A 23,109-nucleotide genomic window follows, 5' to 3' on the forward strand; every position below is an offset into this window, starting at 1 on the left:
CGCCTTATTTTGATAGGTCCTGGATAGGATCTGGCAGCTGATACCGGCTAAGCCAATTTGCGTTGAGCGCTTTTTGCAGCAGTTGCATAACGGCGTGTGTGCCAGCTTCTGTATCCTGATGCAAGTTGGCTGCGGCTTCACAGACAAAGCTAAAGGGCAGGCCCTCTTTCAGGGTAGTCAGGCATATATAATCACTGTGAGAGAGCGGGTGAAAAGCGGTGCGTAAATCGGGCTCGCGAATAATTAGCCAATAGTGTTCGTTTGCAAGTTCAGGCTGTGGTGGGGTGTCCGTTTGTTTTAGTGCCTGCCAGCTCTCAACAGCGGAAAACTGACACGCTAGTAATCGCACACTTGGATGCAGCGTAAAAACGACATTGGGCCATAAATTAGCAGGGATCTGCTGCAGTGCCTGAATGGTCAGTCGAGGTGCATCCGGTGCATCAAAAGCTTGCAACAAGAGGCGCTCAAACCGGGCCATTTCGCTCAGTATCCCATGGTCAGAAAAAGGGGGATGATCCGAGAGAAACTCGGGAAGCCTGTCACCAAAGTGTCGCAAAGATGGATCCGTTGATGGATATTGAGCAAGAAATCCGTTCACCATGTTATCAAATAAGTCGTCGCCTAAGTAAAGGCCGAGCATTTCGTGATCCTGTTCCAGTACTTTGGTCAGCCGAATACGATAGGCATTTTGATAGATTGCAGCTCTGTCCTGAACATTTAAGCCAGGTTGGGGTGCAATCTGATTGAGTAAATCTGATTCCGAGCCATTGAGCATGGCAACAAATGCTTGCTGAAGTTGGGCTAACTTAGCCATTGGACCTCCAACTGAGCGGAGCAAGCTCTCTGGCCTGGCGTAATTCTGCCATCAAAGTTTCGAAAGGAGGAAAGTTATCGTCTCGTTCGATCATGGTATTGACTGCCGGCCTTGATTGCGTATAACGCTGAAACAATTGCCAAACGGCGTCGCACACAGGTTGATCATGTGTGTCGACAATATGACTGCCGAAGTCGCTGTGCCCAGCCAAATGTATCTGTGCAACCGCTTGCTGGGGGATCGCGTTGAGGTAATCCATGGCGTCGAAGCCATGATTTCTGGCACTGACATAGACGTTATTGATATCGAGTAAAAACTGGCAACCCGACTGCTGGTGCAGTGCCGATAAAAAGTCCCACTCCGTCATCTGAGATTGATGATAGGTGAGGTAGCTGGAGACATTTTCAAGGATGACGGGACGTTCCAGATAATCCTGAATAATGTGTAGACGTTCGCACAAATGTGTCAGGGCTTCTTCGGTATATGGCAGTGGCAGTAAATCATGGCTGTTAAACTCCCCAAGGGACGAAAAACACAAGTGGTCAGAAATCCATACAGGGTTAACGCGTTGAATGGTGCGTTTAAGTTGCCCAAGGTATTCAAAATTTATTGCTGATGTGCTGCCAATCGACATAGACACACCATGCATGGCAATCGGATAGCGCTCTTTTATCTGATCGAGATAATGCCAGGGCTTTCCGCCATCGACGAAATAGTTTTCAGAGATGATCTCGAACCAGTCAACGTCCGGTTGAGTTTGGATAATGTCTTCGAAATAGCAGGTTCTGAGTCCCAGGCCAAATCCCAGATAGGGCGGTATAGCGTTCAATGTGTCTTCCGTTTAAAGCAAGAGGTTAGGATCAGCAGGCAGGCATGTTCGGTGTCTGCCTGCTGACACAAGGCTAGTTTGTTAGCTGTCGACTTTGCCACCTATGTCCTGGCATGCTTTAGCTGGCATTTTTACAAACCCGGTACCTTTACAGGACGCATGGCCACCACAGGCGTTATTGGCGGTTTTACAGTCATTGTGACCACCACAAATGTTGACGTCATTGCACTTTACAAGGTCAGATTTGGCTACTGAACCGACCCACTCATCTTTTACTTTACCGCCCACATCCGCACATGCTTTAGTTGGCATTGCAACAAAGCCTGTCCCTTTACAGCTGGCTTGTCCTGAACAGGCATTGCTTGCTGTTTTACAATCATTGTGACCACCACAAATGTTAACATCATAGCAGTGAACCAGATCGGTACTCGCACCACTGGTATTTGCTGTATTAGATGACGTGTTGTCTGTTGCGTTACAGCCCACCAGGCCTGCAACCATGACCGCCATCGCGGCCCCCGTTAGTGCTTTCATATTATCTTCCTCATTGAGTGTGTGCCAAACTGAGCGTGGCGGTTACCTGACCCAAAATAACAACTCTCTTTTATTCAACAGGTAGTTCAGCAGCATGTTCATGCCCGTACTTATCGGTAGTGTTTAGCTACCTGAACATGCTGCTGTAACGACAAGACCTGTGCCAGGTGAAATTCATTTCAGTGTAGTCGAAAATTTTTTGTCCGAGCAAAGAAAATACAAGTACCTGGTCGCCAGCGTTTTAGCCCGGATAGAGATAGGAGGAGTTCATCTGATTTTTAAAACAAAGTATATTTATCAGATGGTTACTATTTTTCAGTAAGAGGCTGAGATAAAGTCGAATGATGTTTTTTAGCGTTCTGAAAAATTATCGACCGTGTTATTTTCGGGCATGAATAAAATGGCCTGAATAGGCTTCAGCCCGATTAATAAGGTATCTGAATAGCCATTCCATCGGTCCCTGAGTGAACTTTCGACTCCATAGTATGGCAAAACACCAGGCTGACAGGCAAAAAATCAGGCTACTCAGCAGTGCCAGCTCAATAGACTGATCACCTAGCATGTTGAGCGATTCTAAAATGCCCATGCCAATAATGATATGGGTTATGTAAAAAGTAAGCGATAACTTTCCGGTGTTCTCCAGGGTTTTAAGTATGGCTGTATGCGCAAAGCGCTGGGAAAGTTTGATGCAGCTTATTAAAATAAGCACTGCAGTTGCAGTGGCACACACCAGGTACTGAGGCAGAGGTGGGATAGGTCCGGTGCTGAGCAAAAATCTGATATCTTGATCTTGCATTCCGGACTCGACAGCAAACGAGCGCAACAGGTAAAACGCGGCCTCTACCGCGATTAATGTAACAAGCGCTCTAACAAAGAGTTTTCTTTGTGTTGCGATATTGTGCAAAGGTTGGCGGCCCAGCCACATACCAAACAGTAGAAATGCAAACCAGGGAAAAACAGGGTGAAAACCGTTGTAAAAGATACGCCTAACCAGGCCATCGAGCGTCCATAAATCCAGATAGGTGAGTGTTTCCCAGTGCCAGCCTTTGGAATAATCAATGATCAGCAACAGCGCAGGAAAAGTGGATACAACCACCGCACAGAGTGTGAGGAGAGTACGGTGAGAGGCGAATAATAGCCAGGAGGCCAGAATAAAGTAACAGCCGTAAAAGTGCAGAATATCTGCCGGCCAGACGGGTAAATAAAGTAACCCCAGGCAAAGTAGCAGAATACCACGCATAACTATTTTATTTTGAAGTTGTTTTTGATGCAGCAGGCCATGATTTTGCATCTTGCGAGCGGTTAACGTCAACCCGGCGCCCGCCAGAACCACAAACAGCGCTGCGGCGCGTCCTTCTAATAACCCGCTCAATGACAACAGCAGTGGGCTGCCGGTTGTCGCACCCATAACGAGTTTAAAGTTTACGACCACCATACCAAAAATTGCCAAAGCTCTGGCAAGGTCAATACCATGGATCCGCGCGCTCATCATTGTTCCTTTCTGGATATCTAGTGTGTTTAAGTTAAGTTGAGCGGGCGGAATATTCCGTAAATAAATGTATAAAGTTGTAACAGTGACGGGTACAGATTAATGATATGTGTTTCACATGGCTGTGAAGCCGCCGGTTCACAGTGCGGTTAGCGGCACAAAGGTCGCATTTTCACCAGATAGCGAACTTGTCCCCCATATATTTGCAATAACTAATGAAATACCCATTGATGAGCAACAGCAAACCGCCAACAAGGGCTGCTTCGCTTATGAGTCCCAATAAGCAAAAAAGCAAACCAAAACCGTGTAGGATACGCTCAAGCCTGATGAGTAATGCCCTGCCTGGCTGACTTTGAAATGTTCCGAGAAAGAACCAAATCCGCAGCCACAGCGGCCCTGGTGACGCATGTTTATTGGTCATGAATGACTCCTGTTGTAACGTGTTGATGTCAGTGTCCAGTGCAGCGGCAAGGCATTTTAGAGACTCCAGGCTTGGAGTGTGCCCCTGCTCTATTCTTTGAATTGTACGGATATTTAATCCGGAGATTGTAGCCAGTTGGGCCTGAGTCAGGTGCTTGCTTAATCTGAGTTGTTTTAGGATCATAGCGTTGCTCGCTGCAAAGTGATGTCGAAAAGTGTTATCCAGAAGCCTCAGTACAAGCAAGGGGGTTACACCGACTTTTTTGTGACAAAGTATAATTTTCAACTGGTTAGGTAACATTTTATATTTCTTCAAGGTATAAAATGGCGTCTTTTCAAGTGTGTTGAAGGCCGATTTTTCAGTACATTTTTAAAACTGTAGTGATGAATCACAAGGATTGTTTGAGCGCTTTTTGACCCGTTTTGGCATGGTAAGTGCGGCCGCGTTTTATTGCATACGTATTCAATAGACGTTTAATCGGATCTCTCTATATTGTTACCGTGATGTAAACATTACCGTTATGACAACAACAGAGAACATACAATGATTAAACAGTCACTCAAAGTGCTGAACACAGCACTCATCGCCGCGGGGTTGGGCATGTCTGCTCAGGTACTGGCCACCCCCACAACCTTTGTTCATTTATTCGAATGGTCCTGGCAGGATATTGCGACCGAATGTGAAACCTTTCTGGGCCCAAAAGGTTATGCCGCCGTACAGGTTTCGCCACCCAGTGAACACATCACCGGCGCGCCCTGGTGGACACGCTATCAGCCCGTTAGTTACCAGCTAGAAAGTCGCAGCGGTAACCGTGCACAGTTTATTGATATGGTGACACGATGTAAGGCCGCAGGCGTTGATATTTATGTAGACGCTGTGATTAACCATATGGCGCACGGCAGTGGTACGGGCGTAGCAGGCAGTACATTCGGCGACAAGCACTATCCAATCTACAGCCCACAAGACTTTCACGAAACATGTGCAATAAACGACGCCGATTATGGCAACAATGCCTGGCGGGTACAAAACTGTGAGCTAGTTGGCCTGGCTGATCTCAACACGTCAGCTTCATATGTCCAGAATACACTAGCTGGTTATTTGAATGACCTGGTTGGCATTGGGGTGGCTGGATTCAGACTGGATGCCAGTAAACACATGGCGTCGTCCGATATTGCCGCCATCATGGGTAAAGTGAATGGCGAACCTTTGGTATTTCAGGAGGTGATTGATCAGGGCGGGCAGGCAGTACGCGCTGATGAATATTTTGCAAATGGGTTGGTTACTGAGTTTAAGTACAGCACCAAGCTGGGTGACACCTTCAAGTCCGGTAAACTGGCCTGGCTGAGCAGTTTTGGTGAAGCCTGGGACATGATGCCCAGCTATCTTGCGGTGGTGTTTGTTGACAATCACGACAACCAGCGAGGTCATGGTGGAGCTGGCAATGTGGTGACCTATGAAGATGGTGCACTGTATGATTTGGCCAATGTCTTTATGCTGGCCTATCCATACGGCTATCCTAAAGTGATGTCGAGTTACGACTTTAACCATGACGGCGATGCCGGACCGCCGGGCAGTGTTGTGCATCAGGGCAACACCTTAAACTGCTTTGCCAATGAGTGGCAGTGTGAGCATCGCCGCAGCATGATTGCAGGTGCCATGGACTTCAGAAACAATACCACTGGTCACTGGACGGTAAATAACTGGTGGGACAATGGCAATAATCAGATTGCGTTTTCACGTGGCAGTGAAGGCTTTGTCGCGATTAACCGTGAAGGTGGGTCGCTCAATCAAACACTACAAACTGGTCTTACTGAAGGTGTGTACTGTGATGTACTAAGTGGCGGAAAAAATGCCTCAGGCAATGGATGTCTGGGCAATCAAATTACGGTATCGCAAAATGGTTTGGCGAGTATCAGTGTCAGCCCCATGAGTGCAGTGGCGATCCATCATAACAGTAAAGTGGGCAACGTGCCGGATGAGCCGGTAGGCGACTGGCAAAGAACAGTCGTGTTTATCAAAGCTGAAACGGCCGCAGGTCAGGATCTGTTTGTTCGTGGTGGGCTGGATCATACCTTCGCAGCCTCCCTGGGCCGCAACTGTGACCAGGATCCGCTGCAATGTGCAATGCCCGTTCGTCACAACAACCTGAAAAACCCGACCACACAAGGCTGGAAACAGGGTGACAACTACCTGGACTGGCATGGTGCTGAATCAGGCCAAAGTGCAGGTGCTCAAGGCAGCGCACTGGACTGGACAACTAACTTGTGGCCTGCTGAATGGGGAGCCAAAGCGACGGTCGAAAGCCATGGTTACGGTGAAACACCGCTGAATCAGTGGGGCGCGCACTACTGGATGCTGGATGTTGATATGGATTGCAACCAGACCCACAATGGCTGGTTTGAAATTAAAGCCTTTGTTAAAAACGGCCAGGGCTGGGAAGGTGATATTAATCAGGCTAACACGCCTTACAGCAGCAACAACCATTTTGCGCGCTGTGGCCAGATCTCGGTGTTTGAATTCAACCAATCAACAGCGAGTTACAGCGCGTTCTAACCTTTAAACCGGCACACCGGTAAGCTACACCTGGCGGCGGTCATACTCCCTGGTGACCGTCGCCATTTACTCGTTCTGGTTTTTAAATTGCGAGCTGGTAGGGCACAGCTCTGAGAGTTATCAGCAGATAAAGCCAGACTCATGCAGGTATCAGGCTTGTCATCCTCTTTCATTTCATTTTACATAACTTTGACTATGGATTGGTTACACCAGCTGAGCTGAATGGAATGTCAATTGACAGCTGTCTCTATTGTGGAACCACCATCAGGTAGGATGAGGCTTAAATAAACTCCTTTAGTAGTAGATAGATAAGAGTTTCATAGTGAATTTGTTTACGAACATTTACTGTTTATAGTTGTGTATTTTGCAACCATAAAATAGAATCTGCGGCCATTTTGAACATGTTGACTAAATTTAGGCCACCTTCTGCATGAGTTATAGACTAATTGTTTTGCTTTTTGCATTAAGTTTTTTAGCGGTAAACAATGTAACCGCTATGGAGTTTAAGCAAGCGTACGCCCCAATCAAAGTTGGGAAGTTCACCACTTTCATCCCAATTGAACGCTCACCTGATGCACCTGTTTATGTTTCAGTCCAGCCTAATGATGCCGGTGACAGGCTGGTGTGGACCGCAGTGGGTGATGCAGATTACTACCGTATTGAACAGTATATTAATGGTAAATGGGTGATCGTAAATGCCAATTATCAGGGTAACCACTACACCATGCCAAGCACCGCATCAGGTGTTTATCGTGTGACTGCCTGTGATGAATACGGATGTGCTGAAGCTAAACAACAAAACCGAGTGACATCAGAACTATTTTCAGTCAATGCATTTTATAGTGACCGCAGTCAGGTGGATGAATTCGGGCAGCTTAAACTCGGCTGGCAAATTACGGGCGCAGCCAGGGTTTCATTAACACGTTACGAAAATGGATCAGCGGTATATAGCTGGCCGATACTTAATCCTCAGCAAGGCACACTGACTACTCAGATAACCCAGAGGTCGCACTTTAAGCTGACCGCTTATGACTTTAATGGTCAGGCAACTACTCGCGCACTTTCAATCACAACGATGCCAGAGAATCCCATACAATTGGACGGGGTTAAGGGCCAGTACCATCAGCCTCACTTTTTATCGGGCCTGGACGTGGTGGAGCACTCTGTACTCGAAAATGAAGATAACCTCTTTTTTGCCACTCACGACCAAACATTGTACCGCTATTCAGTGAACAAGCAGGCAGGCAAAATTGTCGACTGGAAACCCGAATGGAAATTATCTCTACCTGGTGTGGTTAATGATACTCCTACGCTCATTGGCAGTGAGCTTCTGTTCTCCGTCAGCATGCTAAATGGCACCGGGCAAGTGTATCGAGCGCGATTATCAGATGGCAAAATAACGCAACGTAGCAAAGCCACAAACAGTAACCTGCTTGCCAGCCCGTTATTCGTGCAATCGAAACTATCGACCAGTGATCGTGCTTTGCGTACCGTCTCTGGGATATTTACCCCCACCACAGAAGTTCAGGGTGGCATTTACGTTTTTCATCACAATGGTCTGATACAGGTCTTAGACCCGAATAACCTCGAGGTCGTGCTAAGTGAATATAACGTGGGTGAAGCGCAAGTGCGGTTTATCAATACACCGTCACTGATCACTGAGTCCTCAGGTGGAATGCAGCAGCTTATTATGCAAAACGACGATGAACTGTTTGGTGTCAATGTACCTACGCTGACATCGCCCTCCATCATTAACAACACCATGGAGCAGCTTTTTGGCTCAGAGCAAACTGAGTCTCAGGCAGATAACACAAATAAACAACCCCAAACGCTGCCAGTTGTATGGAGGAAAAAGCTATGAATCCATCTAAGTTATTCACCATTAGTTTTCTGACTTTCCTGAGTGGTTCAGTTCAGGCATATAATGCGCGTGTACCTGTGTGTAATTCATCTGAGCTCCTTGCCATAGCTGGCGACGAAACTCATGTAACACTCGGTAGCAAAACCACAACGCTATCGTTTGGTCATACGCCTTATAGACAATTAACGTTAAAGCGCGGAACCACGGTATTAGAGCAGAGTAAAACAGCTACTTCATTGCGCTACAAATTCCCAAGTGCAGGAAAGTATCAGCTATCACTTGTGGTCAGAAATCCTAAAAGCGAACAGGATCCTGATTACTCGTGTTACAGAACAATCGTTGTGACGAAAAACACCAAGCCTGAGCTGGTAGAGTCGAATTACAGCGGAACCAATAACATAGCGGACTATGACAATTGGAGACTGTTTGGTTCTGCCTCTTTCAAGGATGTAAACCATGATATCACGGCGCTTAATCTGTCGTATGATGTCTTTGTTGATGGCGTCAAGCAGCCCTACAAGAGCTATGCAAAAACCTGCAGTGTTAAGAGTAATCAGCAGGGCATTTATCAATGTAGTCGCTCTATTTATAAAAGTAGTTTGGTAGCCAATGGCACCTATAAGTTTAAAATTGCGGCAACGGATAGTAAAAAAAATACAACCACACATACTTTTTCTGTTTTGGTTAAAGAGCAAAATACGCCTCCCAGTCTTTCGGTGAAGCGTGGTGGTGAAGAAGTCGCTGAAGGCAGCGAGATTGAAATTGCGCCGGATCAAAATCTGACCCTGGATGTAAACGCACATGATGGAGATGATGCGTCTTCCAACCGAATAGACAAGGTAGAGTTGAACACAGGTAACGGCTTTACCAATATTTCGGCCTACAGTGGCGGCTCATGTGATACGTCGGGGAGAAATACAAGATGTACCAATGTAGTGATCCCGGTCACTGCAGATATTTCACCATTACGTGTCAGAGTGCTCGACCGGGCGGGAGCCAGTAAGACGCTGTCATTTAAAGTAAAGCTTGCGCCTCCACCCGCTGTCACTTTGACGGCTAGTACAGTGAGCCCGTTTATTGATGAACCCGTGACATTAACGGCGACTGCAAGCCATGCGTCTGGCTTAAAAGAGTACAAAATATGTAAAGCACCAGGTAATTATCAAAATACCAATAAAGGCTGCGCCACATCAGTGAAAAGCTGTAGTACCGGTGATTCAAATTGCTCCGTCACAATTAACGGATCCGGTACACCCGGTGAGGTAACTTACTACGCCTATGCCGTGCCTGAAATTGGCAAGCCAAATGCGGCTAGTCAGGTTGTGAACTATGTCAGCCATTTTGGCATCAGTGTTTCCAGCCCCACAAAATCATTGTTTGTTATTGGTCGGGACAAAGTGAACTTTACTGTGCACGCATCGGCATTTTCGCGCCGTACCAACAGTGGTGGGCTACCTAAACTGTCCTCTTTAACGCTCAAACGCAACGGGTCTCCTGTCTCTGGCGGAGTGACTATCTCACCGTCGTTAAACAGCTTTGTACTGCCGATGGCGAGTGACGAGGCGGGCGCAAAAATCGTGAACTTTAGCTGGAGTCCATCGCGGGCTGATGCCGGAGATAACATTGAGCTAACTCTGAGTGCACGAGACAATGACGGTCACGAAGTAACAGCCAGGTTACCGGATATCAGGCTATTTGACCCAATTCCGGCGGAGCCCAGTGTGCCAAATATCGCTTTGAAGGATTTAGGTGCAGGGTTAGTTGAAGTTAAATTTACTCAGTTAAATAACACCAATGACTTGGTTATGCGAGCTACTATGAGCGGCGCGCCGTATCCAATGAAAGACGGCCGGGTAAGTATTAATGGTACCGCTTACACAACCACAATACAGACTAAAGTGTCAGATCATGGCAAGTCATTGCGTGTATTCGCCCATGGCGTTGCCGAAAACTCACACCAAAGTGTATCGGGTGAGGAAGGCAGTGCAGCAATAACTGTAGTTAATCACGAAGCTAAACCTCACGGGCCTGTTTTTACAAGTTTAAATAAATCACAGGCGAGCGGTCCTTATTTGCTAACCTGGAAGCAGAACCGGGATGATGTAACAACAAGCTATAGACTGGTTTCCTGGAGAGGTCTCCCCAGCGACAAACATTCTTCTCCTCACACTTTGTTAATTGATAAGGCTGGTACCGGAAGTAGTCAAAGCTTTATGACTGCTTACTATTCTCATGGCGTAAATAACCTTGTTCAGGGGATGTATACATATGAGTTGCGCGCTTGTAATAGTCAGGGGGTATGTACTGCTGGTCAGCAACATTCCGTCGAACATATATCGCCCTATATAGACTCAGCCAAAATTGAGTCTTGTAACGGTAACTACAATGATTGTCCTGTTGGATGGGCGAAAGTCAGTGTTGCGGGGATTGGCATAAGTGGCAGTTTCCATGCACGTCTACGCAGAACAGGTGAGACTTATGCAATCAATAGGATAAGAACAGGTGAAGAAGAATTCCAGGGTCTAGTGTCTGAGCGTATTCTACTCGGATTATTGAATGCTGGCGTGGAGTTAATTGCACAAAACGAGGTGCGTGCAGATGACACTCCTGAGAGCCCTTACCTGCAAAACAAAATCATCCTTGACGAAACTGGTTCTGCGCAACGTCCTCGGTTGAGAGGCCGCGAATTTACGATCAGTGATAATAACGTACTCTATATGGGCCAAGGGCCTAAATCTAGTGGGCTTTGGGCGTACAAGGTTCGCACTGATCACGGCCTGGAGTATTTACGCAGATACAATGAGCCAGACGGTGACCTTTATGTGACCGCCAAGCCGCTGGTAAGACAGGAGCCTGTGTCTGATGCACTCAATGCCAGAAAAGTCGACAATATCTACTTTGGTTCATTGAACCACCACTTTTATCGGGTGGAACATGATCCGCTTGCTAGTGTAAAAATGACTAAAAAGTGGCAGTTTAAAACACAGGGTGAGATCAAGGCCGGTGCGCAATTTGACCAGAACGGTGTCCTTTTGGTTGGCTCTATGGATGAGGCACTGTATTCGCTTAATCCAAAAAACGGCCTGGTAAACTGGCATTATACTTTCCCGCGTAGTGGGGGGGTTGTGATGCAACCTCAAGTGTCTGCGTCTGGCCACATCTATGTGACAACGCACGACGGTGAGCTCCATGTCATCGATGATCGAATGATCCATGCCAATGCGCTAACCTGGCAAAACATTAGCGGCCTGGCGGATCAGTTTTCGGATGAACTCAAGCAATGGGAAACTCAGCAATGGGCGCCTAATCAGAACACCGACAATGTTGTATTGCTTACAAAGGCAATGCTGATCCTGCTGCAAAGGACTCCCAGCAAAGCTGAAGTGAGCTTTATGGCATACCTGATGGCTAATGGTCATCCGTTCAATGAAGTGATCAATGTCCTGATCAAGGCAAACCCGGAATTGTCGGATTCTTCGAACGCGCAATTCATTAGTACCTTATTTGACTATCTGTTGGTTGATCCTGATACAGACCAGATACTGTATGGAACAACCTATGGTGCGGGTGATCAGGCCTACTGGGTTGGTATTCTTGAACAGGGAGTGACCCGGGCGAATGTGATCATCGATCTACTAGGTGCGGGCGCGTCTGCCTATGAAAAGGCAACCTTTAATTTACTCAAATATTTCTATGGCCGCTGCCTGATTAGTGATGGCTGCCACTTTGATTACGATTCGGACGGTGACGGTCTGAGTGATGAGGTAGAAAATGCTATAGGCTCCAACCCTGCTGATGGCCGAGATGGTCTGCCGAGCCCGACCCTGAATGCGACAGAGAACAGTGGCATTATTGATTTCACCATGACGGCAACAGGGCTGGTTGAGGAGTATGAATTATACGGATTAAAGCCTGGCAGCAACCAGTTTGTAAAGATTGGAACAGCTGATGCTGACAGAACGGCCGAAGGGAACCCGGGGACCTTTAATGAAGCATTTATTCATAACGGTAATTATCAGTTTAAGGCAAAAGCCTGTGTTAAATCTATTGCGACGCTGAAGCACAAGCAAACGTCCAGGTGTAGCAATAACTTCTCCGACGAAGTCATCATCACGATCACAGGCTCGGCAGTCGAGGGTGAGCCAAGTTTCTCAATGCCAAAAGTTGAGATTGAAAATCACTTACCTGGTGAGAATGTGTTATTGGCCCATGCCACATTACAGCCAACGACAGGCAGCTTCCGAGTGACAGAAAGTGGTGCTGCTTCTTATTCTGTACCAATCGCTATACCTGCTGGTATTACCGGTGTTCAGCCTGAGATTAGTCTGAACTACAACTCACAAGGTGGCGATGGCTTAGTGGCACTGGGCTGGAGCTTGAGTGCAGCATCTGGTGTGACGCGATGCCGACAAACCAAAGCACAGGATGGCCAGTTTAGAGGACTCACGCTAAGTGATGAGGATCGCTACTGTCTGGATGGTCAGCGTCTGATCAGCAAAGCCGTTCATACGCACAATGGCAGCTTTGATGGTGAACAAATCGTTGACGAGTTTATGACTGAAATTGACTCATCAACAACCGTTTACAAGCTAGGTTACGGCAGTCAGACACAGTTTGTTGTACTTGCGAAGGATGGTTCTGTTAAACGCTATGGTGCCTCGGACAAGAGCCGACAAAACCTTACGGATGCAGATGGTGTTAAACACACAATGAGCTGGATGCTGTCAGAAGTAAATGACAATCTGGGTCAGGAAAGTACCACTATTAGCTATGTGTACGAAGAGCTGGTGGACACAAATAACGCTGCAAACACAGAAAAAGTACTGACAGAAATTAATTACAGTGGCAACCGTGTCGTGTTCAACCACGCACTGGGTGAGCTTCGCCATGTTGGTTATATCGACGAGGCGAGAACCACGCAATTTGCACGCCTGAGCACTATCCAGGTATTCAATCATCTGGGTAATGAACTGGCTAACTATCAGCTTGGCTTTGCTAACGCGACCAATGGTGTACGACTCCTTGAAAGTATTGCACATTGTCGAGGCACAGTGTGTCGTGCACCAGTGACCTTTAAATACGATAAATTTGCAACCAGTCTAAGTTTTGACTCGTTCAGCAAGGTGTATTCCAAAGAGCGGATGGATAACGCCCTTGCGTCTATCACCTTAGCTGATCTCAAGGGGAGCGGGCAGACACAGCTGGTCACCTTAGAGCAGACCGATAAAGGCGCGAAGCGTTATAAACTCTGCGTTTATCAGGGGCATACATATCGTGAAGCAGAAGAGCTGGCATGTCAGAATATCTTCCGTAAAGATAACCACGAAAGCGTGAGCCTGTTTGCCATTGATCATGATCTGGATGGCAAACAAACGCTGATGGTCAATATGCGCGCTGAGCATACTTCGGATGCAAACCCTGGCTACTGGGCTCATTACGCTCTTAGTGACAACAATGTACTGCAGTATCAGGCTCTGCCCGGTGGGTGGCCGAATAATCAATATATGCGAGAGATCAAGCCCGCCGATATGAACGGTGACGGCTATGCTGACCTGGTATATAAGCAGAAAAAGGACGACCCTAACCTTTATGTCAGACTGACAAACCCGCAAACCAAAGCGTTTGGTTCGCAGTTTACGCTGCACACGAAAGAGAATGGTATTGGTTTTGGTGCATATGGAGACTTTACTAGTAAAGGCAGCGACTGGCATGTAATTGACATGAACTTCGACGGTTTGGCTGATATTGTGTCGCTAAAATGTGAGTCGAGTCATTGTAATAATGACGATGCTAAACGCATTTCTGTGCACTATAACCAGGGGCAAACTGTGTTTGGTGGGTTTGAGCGCTTCCTCGCACAGGACGTTGCATCAGAGGAGAAAATAGAACTCTTAACGCCAAGCGATGTGAATGGCGATGGCCTGGTTGATCTGATGTATCTTGCCACACAAAAGTACAACCACAATGTTAAGCGCTGGCATGTTTTACTCAATCAATCCAGTGAGCGGGTGTCATTTAAAGATGTCTTTAATATCGTTGCTAAGTCATCTGGTAATGATAACTGGTCAGTCAGCGAGTTGATCCCGCCAATGTCTATGGATGTGGATAAAGACGGCAAGGCAGACTTGTTCTTTAAAGAGAAGACTAACAAGCAATGGCGTCGTTATGAATGGTCGCCGGCAAAGGAGACATTTGAAAAGATCACTGACAATGCATTTGAACTTGCCGTAGATACACGCGGCGGTGATTTTGCCTTCTTCAGTGATTATGACAACGATGGCGTCGCTGACATTCTTGTAAAGCATGACTATGGCGTGAGCGTGAGATATAACCTGAATCAGCTTGCAACAGCAGGTATGCTGCGCGAAGTGGATCAGGGGTATGCGGGCCACACTAATACCACGCTGATTAACTATGGTTTCATGTCTGATACTGCGGTGTATACCGATCTTGAAGATGAGCTGACCTCAGATTTAGGGCGTTTCAATGCTCAGCAACTGTTAGTTAGTAAAATGACAGGCGCTGGCATATTGGTGCAAAGCGTTGAAACAGACAGTCCGAGTAATCGAGATGGCGCGTTGTCTAGCGATAAAGCCAAAGTGGAGTACCACTATCAGGGAGCACGCATACAGTTCGGCGGTCGCGGACCGTTAGGGTTTAAAACGCTGAAGACGACGACGCAAAAAGGCGGTAAGTCTTTTGAGACAACTACGCGTTATCACCAAGCGTTTCCGTTGACCGGCATGCCGTATTCGACGCAGAAGACAATGCTATCAGCTGGCAGTAGTGTGCTGCTTAGCAAAGCGGTCAATGAATACTCTGTCGGTAAAACACTGCAATTGGATGGTGTGACAGCCTATCGTGTGTACAACTCAGACAGTCGTGAATGTAGTGCTGTAGTAAACACGGACATGAGTGTAAGTGCATACACGTGTACCGAGACCACAACACTGCAAGACGATCACAGTAATGTGAAAAACCTGATTGTGAATACCTATGATGTGAGTGCCTCAGGTGCTGAACACTTCACAGTTGTTGGTGCTGGAGGTGATCTGCAGCGCACTGTAACCACGGTAAACGAATACGGTACTTCTGACACGCATAAGCGCTTGGGTCGACTGTCGGACACCACTGTTACTTATGAAGGACTGGGTCTGGACTCAATCACTAAAAAGAGTCACTTTGAGTACTATCCGCTTGGTCATACTCATGAAAATATGCTGCATAAAGAAGTGGTTGGCAAAGGGTTGGGTTGCGAATATGAGCTGACGACAGAACATACTTATGATGACCTCGGTAATAAAGTAAAAGTAGCGAGCACAAATACAGGATGTACTGGAGTAGAGCGTGAGACACGTACTTCAGAGACTATCTTTGATGCGCAGGGACGTTATGTACTCTATACCAAGCAAAGTGGCAGTAAGAGTGTATTGTCATTGGTCTCGGGTAAAGTTGTGGAAAATGGCCAAGGGGTTGCGAGTCGAAATGTGTTCGGCCAGCCCTTGTCCGTAATAGACAATAATGGCGTACAGACCGACTTACTTTACGATCATTTTGGTGGAAAAATCGGCTCATTCAGCAATACCGGGGCTCAGACCTACAGTTACTACACACCGTGTAGTGATACGGATAACTGTGCTGTACGTTTAAATAAAGTCGTAAACGGAGTACTTCGGGAACAGCACTTATTGGATAAACTGGGCCGTACCTACTCTGTGCGTAAACTGACCGTACTTAATCAGTGGCTGACTGCCTGGTATCAGTTTGATCAGTACAGTCGTAATGATGTGATTAAAGAAGCGGGCTCGCATGCCGTCACTAAGCACTTTGACGCGCTGGACAGAGCGACCATCGTGGTAGATAACAATAATGGTACAACATCGCAGACGGATATTTTTGGACGTGAGACCACGGTTACCATTAGCGGGTCAGGTTTTGATGACCAGATCAAAACGTCGTTAAGCAATGCGGTTGGTCAGACTGTTCAGGTTATTGATGCGAACAACCAGGTACTGGATTACACCTATAATGCACTGGGCGATCAGCTGACCGTGAGTTCGTTGGCTGAGTCATATAGTAATCAGCTGCTGAGCACCATTCGTTATGACGACATGGGCCGCAAAAAGTCTGTGCAGGATTTAGATAGAGGCTATTGGCAATACACATACAATGCCTTTGGTGAGCTGGTCGGACAGACTGATGCGCGAGGTGTTGTACTGACGATGAAGTACGACTTCCTGGGTCGTAAAATTAAGCAAGCACAAGCAACACCAAACGGTGTTGTCAATGAGGGCAACAGCGAATGGGTGTACGGTCAAACCAATGACACTGTGCATCAATTACTGTCCAGCACTCAGGGAAGCGATTGGAAACAAACATACTACTATGACACCTTTGGGCGAGCATCCGCCACGCTGACGTCACTGGATGGCACTGCCCAATGTACAGATAAACTGGTTAAAGTTGAATCCGATAATAAAACGGCAGACTTACGTATTTTAGATGGCTTTAACCTGGATCCAATCGAAAATCGCTGTGTGATCCAGCAGAACTTTTACGATAGCTACAGTCGGTTAGCGTTGCAGTTTGACGATTATCGTGTTTCTGAACAAGGCAAGATCATTGAAGCCCGTGGTGTTGCGATGACCTATCAAAATGGTCAGCTGTTGGAAAAAAGAGAAGCACGTAAAGATGGCAACTTGCCCCCATACTACCGTGTCACAGGGCTAAATGCGCGCGGTCAGGTCACCAAATATGAAAAAGGTGGCGTGACTATGACGCTGGCTTATGACCAAAAAGGCATGGTAACCAGAATATTCAGTGAAACCATGCCGCACATTCAAAGTGATACCTATAGCTTTGATAGTTTGGGTAACCTGAAAACCCGCTCTCAAATAGGGATGGCAATGCGGGAGTATCACTACGACGACCTGAGCCGTGTGCTTGGAGTGAATAATGTCGATCTGTTTAAGTACTCCGCGACTGGCAATTTAATCGAGAAAGCGGATTATTTGGTTGGCAGTGAAATTGGATGCTCTGGGTATGGAGACTCTTCAGTAATGGTGCTGGGTCGCTGGACTCAGAAGTATGATGAAGGCAACGCACCATTACATGCTATTTCATCAAGAAGCCGTGCAAGTAACTCGGGTTGTTTTGGCAATCTGCCGGGCAAGATTGAGTCGTTTAGATATGATGCCAATGGTAATCAGGTTGAGCGTGCAGGCAGTGATGGTATTACCTCAATTGGTTACAGTGCGCGAAATAAAGCAGTAGAGATTTCGGGTAATGGTGAAACTGTAACCTTTAAATATGACGCGAATAACCGCCGCTTTAAGCGAGAGGATGCGACTAATACGGTTTATTATGTAGGTGCGCTGGAACTGACCATCCCCAAGTCAAAAGATGGCCAGTCTGTTATCAACCGTTACATCGGCAATGACGCACAGCAAACTTACTATGGAACAAGACGAAGCCAGATCAAGTGGCTGTTTACCGACCATCAGGGTTCAACTATTGCGGTAACCAACCACAAGCACCAGGTACTGGTACGTTATTCATACGACATATTTGGTAAACAGCGCGAGGTAGAGTCGAATGATGAACTAATGGGCAGTGTGTTCAATCATATTAACGACAACCTGAGAGCTTACACGGGCCATGAGCCGGTCTCGCTAGGTGGTGATAAACGCATCATTCATATGAATGGCCGGATCTATGACTCGGAAACAGGCCGCTTTATGCAGGCGGATCCGTTTGTTCAGGCGCCTACGAATTTGCAGAACTACAATGCTTATAGTTATGTGTTGAATAATCCGCTGTCGTATACGGATCCAAGTGGGTATTTGTTTAAGAAGTTACATAACCTCACGAAGAAGATAAACCGTCAAATCATCAGAGGTGTGGTAAAGGTATTTGGTGCAGAAATTACCAGCATTGCGGGGAATATGCTGACAGCTTTTTGTGGACCAGCTCAGGCTGCGTGTGCTGCGGCATGGAATTACGAGTTTACCAGAGCGATGGGTGGCAGTTCATCTCAGGCATTTAAGGCTGGCTTAACCTCTGCTGCAACGTCTCAATTAGGAGGGGGCGGCTTTGAAAATGTATTCGCTCGGTTTATGTTTGATGGCATTGTTGGCGGCATTATGAGTGACATAAATGGCGGCAATTTCGGCCATGGCTTCTGGGCAGCTGGACTTAATAGCGCAGTTGGAGGCGGGAACTATGTCAGTAACCCTATTGGGAATGTTCTAATCTCAGCTGTTGTTGGCGGTACAATTTCAAAAGTAACCGGAGGGAAGTTTAAAAATGGTGCTTATAGTGCGGCTTTTGTTACTGCGGTGAGGACGGATTGGGGGGCTACTGATGGGCACAGTCACTTAAGTTCAGATGGAAAAGAGGGAGTTCTTAGAAATCTTACTAAGGAAGAGCAATTAAAGTTTGACGAAGAGTATGCAACATTACAAAAAAAGTTATCAACAAAAGAGTTTGATGATAGCACTCAGGCAGCTAAGTGGTTACATGATAATGTTCACCCTTTATCGGTAAAATATGATATAGAAATTGGAGCTGGAATTAGAGATCAATGGAGTCTAAGCCAAAAAAGAATGGTCACAGGGGCCGACATCACAACTCAATATTATAGGAATAGAGTGGCAATCGATGTTTTGGGCGATATAAAGTCGTACTGGCATAGCCATGGAGCCTCAAGCAGTGGGTTTTCAGGTCCAGATTTAAAACATATAAATGGCACTGAAGGTGTGACTCAAAGAAGTGCAGTTTATGTTTCAGGAGGCTATATTGGTGGTGGAGCAGGTTATAACTCTTTACTTATGCAAAGGCGAAATGAGACTACATTTGAAAAAATTTGCGGGATCAAGTGTGATTAAGGTGTGAAAATGATTAGAAATATGTTTGTTCTTATGGTGCTGGTGTTTTGCAATATAGCTGAAGCGAAAAATAGTTTCGTGGCGGCAGGTAAAGTTTCAGAACTTCTTGTTCTTCCAAATAACTCATTAATTGTGCGCCTTGAAAAGTCAATTGGTTGTAAAAAGGAAAGTTACTTTTTGAAATCTGACATTGATTCTAGAGATTTAGTTATTGACGTTATACTATTGGCTTTGCAAAATAAAATGACTATTAGTTTGCACAACACTAATGGCGTGGAATGTACTGAAGGTGAACTTCATTTTGATTTAGTTAAAATAAAGTCTTATTAAATAAATATGACAAATATGGAGCTTTATTTAAAGGAGTTACATGGACAGCCACCTTAAAGAGCAAAGTTTCGAACAAAGTTTCAAAGACACCCACCCCAAACTGGCGCACAGGATGCGCGTCTTGTTCGGAGGGTTAGGGTTACGAAATATAAAACGAAATATAAAAGACACCCAATCTAAAGCCTCTGTATCCGCTGGGGGCTTTCTGTTTCTGGTTAAGTGCAGCAAACATAGTTACATGGAAAACTAGTTACATGGACAGCCACCTAAACTGGTGTACGAAATACGCCGTCTACTTTTAGAGAGCAAATGCGAACCCATATATGGACGCTCCAGCGATGTCGTAAAGTTGCAAACCACCCATTTAAAGTGGACGCTCAGTCAGCGCCTTTTTTATATTCAATGATGCCAGCGTACTGTGCAGTGGGCACTGGCAAAAGAGAGCTTCGGGGAGCTGTTCAAAGCTATGCTGAAATGTATCTAGGCGGGGTTGGAGCTGGTGATGTTAGCTCTAAAAATGGCATATTTATAGAAGGTTATAATCAGGAACTTACCAGTAAAAAATATACAAGACATCCAATCTAAAGCCCCTGTACCCGCTGGGGGCTTTCTGTTTTTGGTCAAGTGCAGCAAAGACAGCCACCTAAAATTGGCGTATAGAACTTAGGCACAATTTTCCTTTGAGTTTACAGGGGTGTATCGTGCATAACTTATTGAGTGGAAATATAAAGATTGGGCTATAGGGACATCGATATCAGGAGCTATGGGAGTTACTGTAAACAATGGATACAAGGGGATGTTTTAGTGCTTGAATTTACTTTTTTAATTAACGTTTTATGCGTTGTTTATTTTACAACAAAGTATATTAGATCACTCGATGAAGTTTTGGCTTCGGACTATAAGGCTGAATTAAAAAATTTAGTTGTTTTTTCCAACTCAGTTGAAACTAAGTTCATGTTGATGAGGGATATGAAGTTTTACTTTTTCTTAATAATGGGGAAATATAAAGCATCTATAGAGTCGAAAGAACTAACAAAAGCGCTGGATAAGAGTAGATGGTATTTACTGATGCAATATCCATTTTTAGCTATCGTTTTTATTGTTCCGGTAATTGCGAATCTTTATACCTAAAAGGAGAGTTACAAGGGCGGAGTTACAAGGACACCCACCCCAAACTGGCGCACAGGAGGGTTACGTGGACAGCCACCTAAATTGGTGTATGGAGGTGTGCCGTCTAACTTTAGGTAGTTGAGAAGAGAAGTTGCGAAAGTTGCGAATGCGAAAGTTGCGAAGATATCCACTCAAAAGTTAGCGCTCAGCACATGGATAGGTTCAAGTTGGAGATACCATCATTCAAGAAATAAGTGCTGATTTTGTAACAGGCTATCATGCTGATAGCGGCCTTGGGAGCGTGGTAACGACAAAAACTATACTCAATAGTGATGGAGTTATTCAGAGTCATTTTCAGAGAAAAGTGGAGAATTGGTAAGGGTGCATGAATTTTTATTCTTTTTCAAAAGCTTATTCGGAAATCGGCTTTTTCTTACTGGTCTTTATGGACTTTTAATATACATAACTTGCTATTTAAGTTCGGATATTGGTAGTTATGGTTTTATTCCAATGGTGTTTCTAACTTCATGGCTGGTGCTGGTTTTTATACTTCATTTAGTAAGAAATTTTGATTGGCACCCATTCAAAATCGGTAGTTGTTAAATGGATAGCCACCTAAACTGGCGTACGCAATGCAAAGTTGCGAACCACCCATTTAAAGTGAACGCTCAGTCAGCGCTTTTTTTTATATTCAATGATGCCAGCGTACTGTGCAGTGGGCACTGGAAAACAAATTACATAGACAGCCACCTAAAATTGGCTTATCGAATGTGCGATCGTTTGGTTGGCGAATTGAACAAGCGCACTAAACTGGCGTGCGGAATGCATACCGTCTACCTTTAGGTGATACTCAATGGATTGAGGATTACAAAGTATGCCAACTGCAAGGAAGAAGCAAGTCAGCTTATCAGATACTAAGTACTACCACTGCATATCCCGGTGTGTTCGCCGGGCATTTCTGTGCGGCGAAGACCGCGTTACGGGCAAGTCTTATGAACATCGGCGTGACTGGGCTGAGGAAAAATTGCTGACCCTTGCAAAGGTGTTTTGCATTGATGTGTGTGGCTACGCAGTTATGAGCAATCATACACATATCGTACTGTATGTAGATGATAAAAAAGCACAAAGGATTTCAGATAGAGCAATCGTACTTCGCTGGCACAAGCTGTTTAAGGGTAATTTGCTGACGCAAAAATACATCAATGGTGATGAGCTGAGTGAGGCAGAACGATGTATGCTGGGTACAGATATTAGTGAATTCAGAAGACGCCTTGCGAGTATCAGTTGGTTTATGCGGGTATTGAATGAAGACATAGCCCGCAGGGCCAATAAAGAAGATGGTTGCACAGGTCGATTTTGGGAAGGAAGATTTAAGTCACAGGCTTTACTGGATGAAGCAGCACTGGCAGCGTGCTTGGCTTATGTTGACCTGAACCCAGTCAGAGCCCAAATGGCAGAGACTCCGGAAACGTCAGACTACACCAGCATTAAAAAGCGTATTAAGCATGCACAGCAAGGTAAGCAACCCAAAAGCTTGCTACGTTTTGCGGGTAGTCCAAGAAAGCACAGGTCCAAAGGACTGCCGTTTGAGCTGACTTATTACATTCAACTGGTGGAATTAACAGGCCTATGTATGCGTGCAGATAAGCGGGGTTATATCAGCGATAGTCAGCCACTGTTGCAGAGGTTGCATATAGATCCGGATAGTTGGCTCAAGCTTACCACCCGATTTACAAAGGTCTTTCATGGTGCTGTAGGACGAAAGCAAGCGATGACCGATTACTGTGAACATCTTCATAAAAGGCGACGTGCCAACTTGACTCAGTGCGAGCTTTTACTGGGTTAACACCTTTTCTTAAGTACCATTTCCATTTATCTAAGTACACGCTTGGGGACCTTATAGTATTGCCTGGATCTGACTTGTTTCCTGGATTTTGTGTTTAAACTCCCCAATTGCATTGCCCTGAGCTGAGAGTAAGCACAGGAATCAATCATCTTGCATTTCTATATTGAACCTGCCCGCAAGAAAGCGTTGAGTTTACGGGTGGATGTCTACTTTAAACTTTTAAACTGAGATTTAAACTATTGGCGCAAGATCGGTGCAGGCAGACTCAGGTCTTTGCTCATTATACTTTGGCAAAAAATGAGCGGTTTTTGGTTGTCACATGAATTCGATGCAGAGTAAGAAAGTTGTTTTTATTTCAATAGTTAAAGGTGTGGGTGTCTACTTCAAAATCTACTTTTGAAATTTTAAGTTATTGATTTTAATATGTAAAAATTAA

11 protein-coding genes are annotated in these 23,109 nt (G+C 45.7%); 6 read left to right on the forward strand and 5 right to left on the reverse strand.

The features are described 5' to 3' along the window. Window positions 1–4: 4 nt before the first annotated feature. The 5 genes from QNM19_RS04145 to QNM19_RS04165 all read right to left on the reverse strand — a co-directional run bounded on the left by QNM19_RS04145 (window position 5) and on the right by QNM19_RS04165 (window position 4,270). A complete protein-coding gene (locus QNM19_RS04145; protein ID WP_049862943.1) occupies window positions 5–814 on the reverse strand; it encodes an HvfC/BufC family peptide modification chaperone in 810 nt (269 codons plus the stop codon). Beyond that, window positions 807–1,643, reverse strand: a complete 837-nt coding sequence (gene bufB, locus QNM19_RS04150; RefSeq protein ID WP_049862944.1) for an MNIO family bufferin maturase — start codon at window positions 1,641–1,643, stop codon at window positions 807–809. The genes QNM19_RS04145 and bufB overlap by 8 nt, the downstream gene beginning before the upstream one ends. Window positions 1,644–1,724: 81 nt before the next feature. Beyond that, entirely contained in the window at window positions 1,725–2,177 is a 453-nt protein-coding gene (gene bufA2, locus QNM19_RS04155; protein WP_010380202.1) for a BufA2 family periplasmic bufferin-type metallophore, read from the reverse strand. Window positions 2,178–2,556: 379 nt separating this feature from the next. Further along, complete coding sequence (locus tag QNM19_RS04160; protein WP_049862945.1) at window positions 2,557–3,666, reverse strand: DUF418 domain-containing protein; 1,110 nt, start codon at window positions 3,664–3,666, stop codon at window positions 2,557–2,559. Window positions 3,667–3,838: 172 nt separating this feature from the next. Next, window positions 3,839–4,270, reverse strand: coding sequence for a helix-turn-helix domain-containing protein (locus QNM19_RS04165; protein ID WP_284026369.1), 432 nt, complete (start codon window positions 4,268–4,270; stop codon window positions 3,839–3,841). 360 nt (window positions 4,271–4,630) lie between these two features. Between QNM19_RS04165 and QNM19_RS04170 the strand changes: the two genes are divergently transcribed. The 6 genes from QNM19_RS04170 to QNM19_RS04195 all read left to right on the forward strand — a co-directional run bounded on the left by QNM19_RS04170 (window position 4,631) and on the right by QNM19_RS04195 (window position 22,673). Further along, a complete protein-coding gene (locus tag QNM19_RS04170; protein WP_417711709.1) occupies window positions 4,631–6,640 on the forward strand; it encodes an alpha-amylase in 2,010 nt (669 codons plus the stop codon). Between the two features lie 496 nt (window positions 6,641–7,136). Continuing rightward, window positions 7,137–8,501, forward strand: coding sequence for a hypothetical protein (locus tag QNM19_RS04175; RefSeq protein ID WP_049862946.1), 1,365 nt, complete (start codon window positions 7,137–7,139; stop codon window positions 8,499–8,501). Continuing rightward, window positions 8,498–19,387: a SpvB/TcaC N-terminal domain-containing protein gene (locus QNM19_RS04180; RefSeq protein WP_049862947.1), complete on the forward strand. Its 10,890-nt coding sequence runs from the start codon at window positions 8,498–8,500 to the stop codon at window positions 19,385–19,387. The genes QNM19_RS04175 and QNM19_RS04180 overlap by 4 nt, the downstream gene beginning before the upstream one ends. A 9-nt stretch (window positions 19,388–19,396) precedes the next feature. Further along, entirely contained in the window at window positions 19,397–19,717 is a 321-nt protein-coding gene (locus QNM19_RS04185) for a hypothetical protein (protein WP_049862948.1), read from the forward strand. A gap of 804 nt (window positions 19,718–20,521) precedes the next feature. Beyond that, complete coding sequence (locus tag QNM19_RS04190; protein WP_049862950.1) at window positions 20,522–20,848, forward strand: hypothetical protein; 327 nt, start codon at window positions 20,522–20,524, stop codon at window positions 20,846–20,848. Window positions 20,849–21,701: 853 nt separating this feature from the next. Beyond that, on the forward strand, window positions 21,702–22,673 hold the full coding sequence (locus QNM19_RS04195) for a hypothetical protein (RefSeq protein ID WP_049862951.1): 972 nt from the start codon (window positions 21,702–21,704) through the stop codon (window positions 22,671–22,673). The last annotated feature ends 436 nt before the right edge of the window (window positions 22,674–23,109 follow it).

The organism is Pseudoalteromonas ardens (assembly GCF_030125445.1).
Classification (GTDB): Bacteria; Pseudomonadota; Gammaproteobacteria; order Enterobacterales; family Alteromonadaceae; genus Pseudoalteromonas; species Pseudoalteromonas ardens.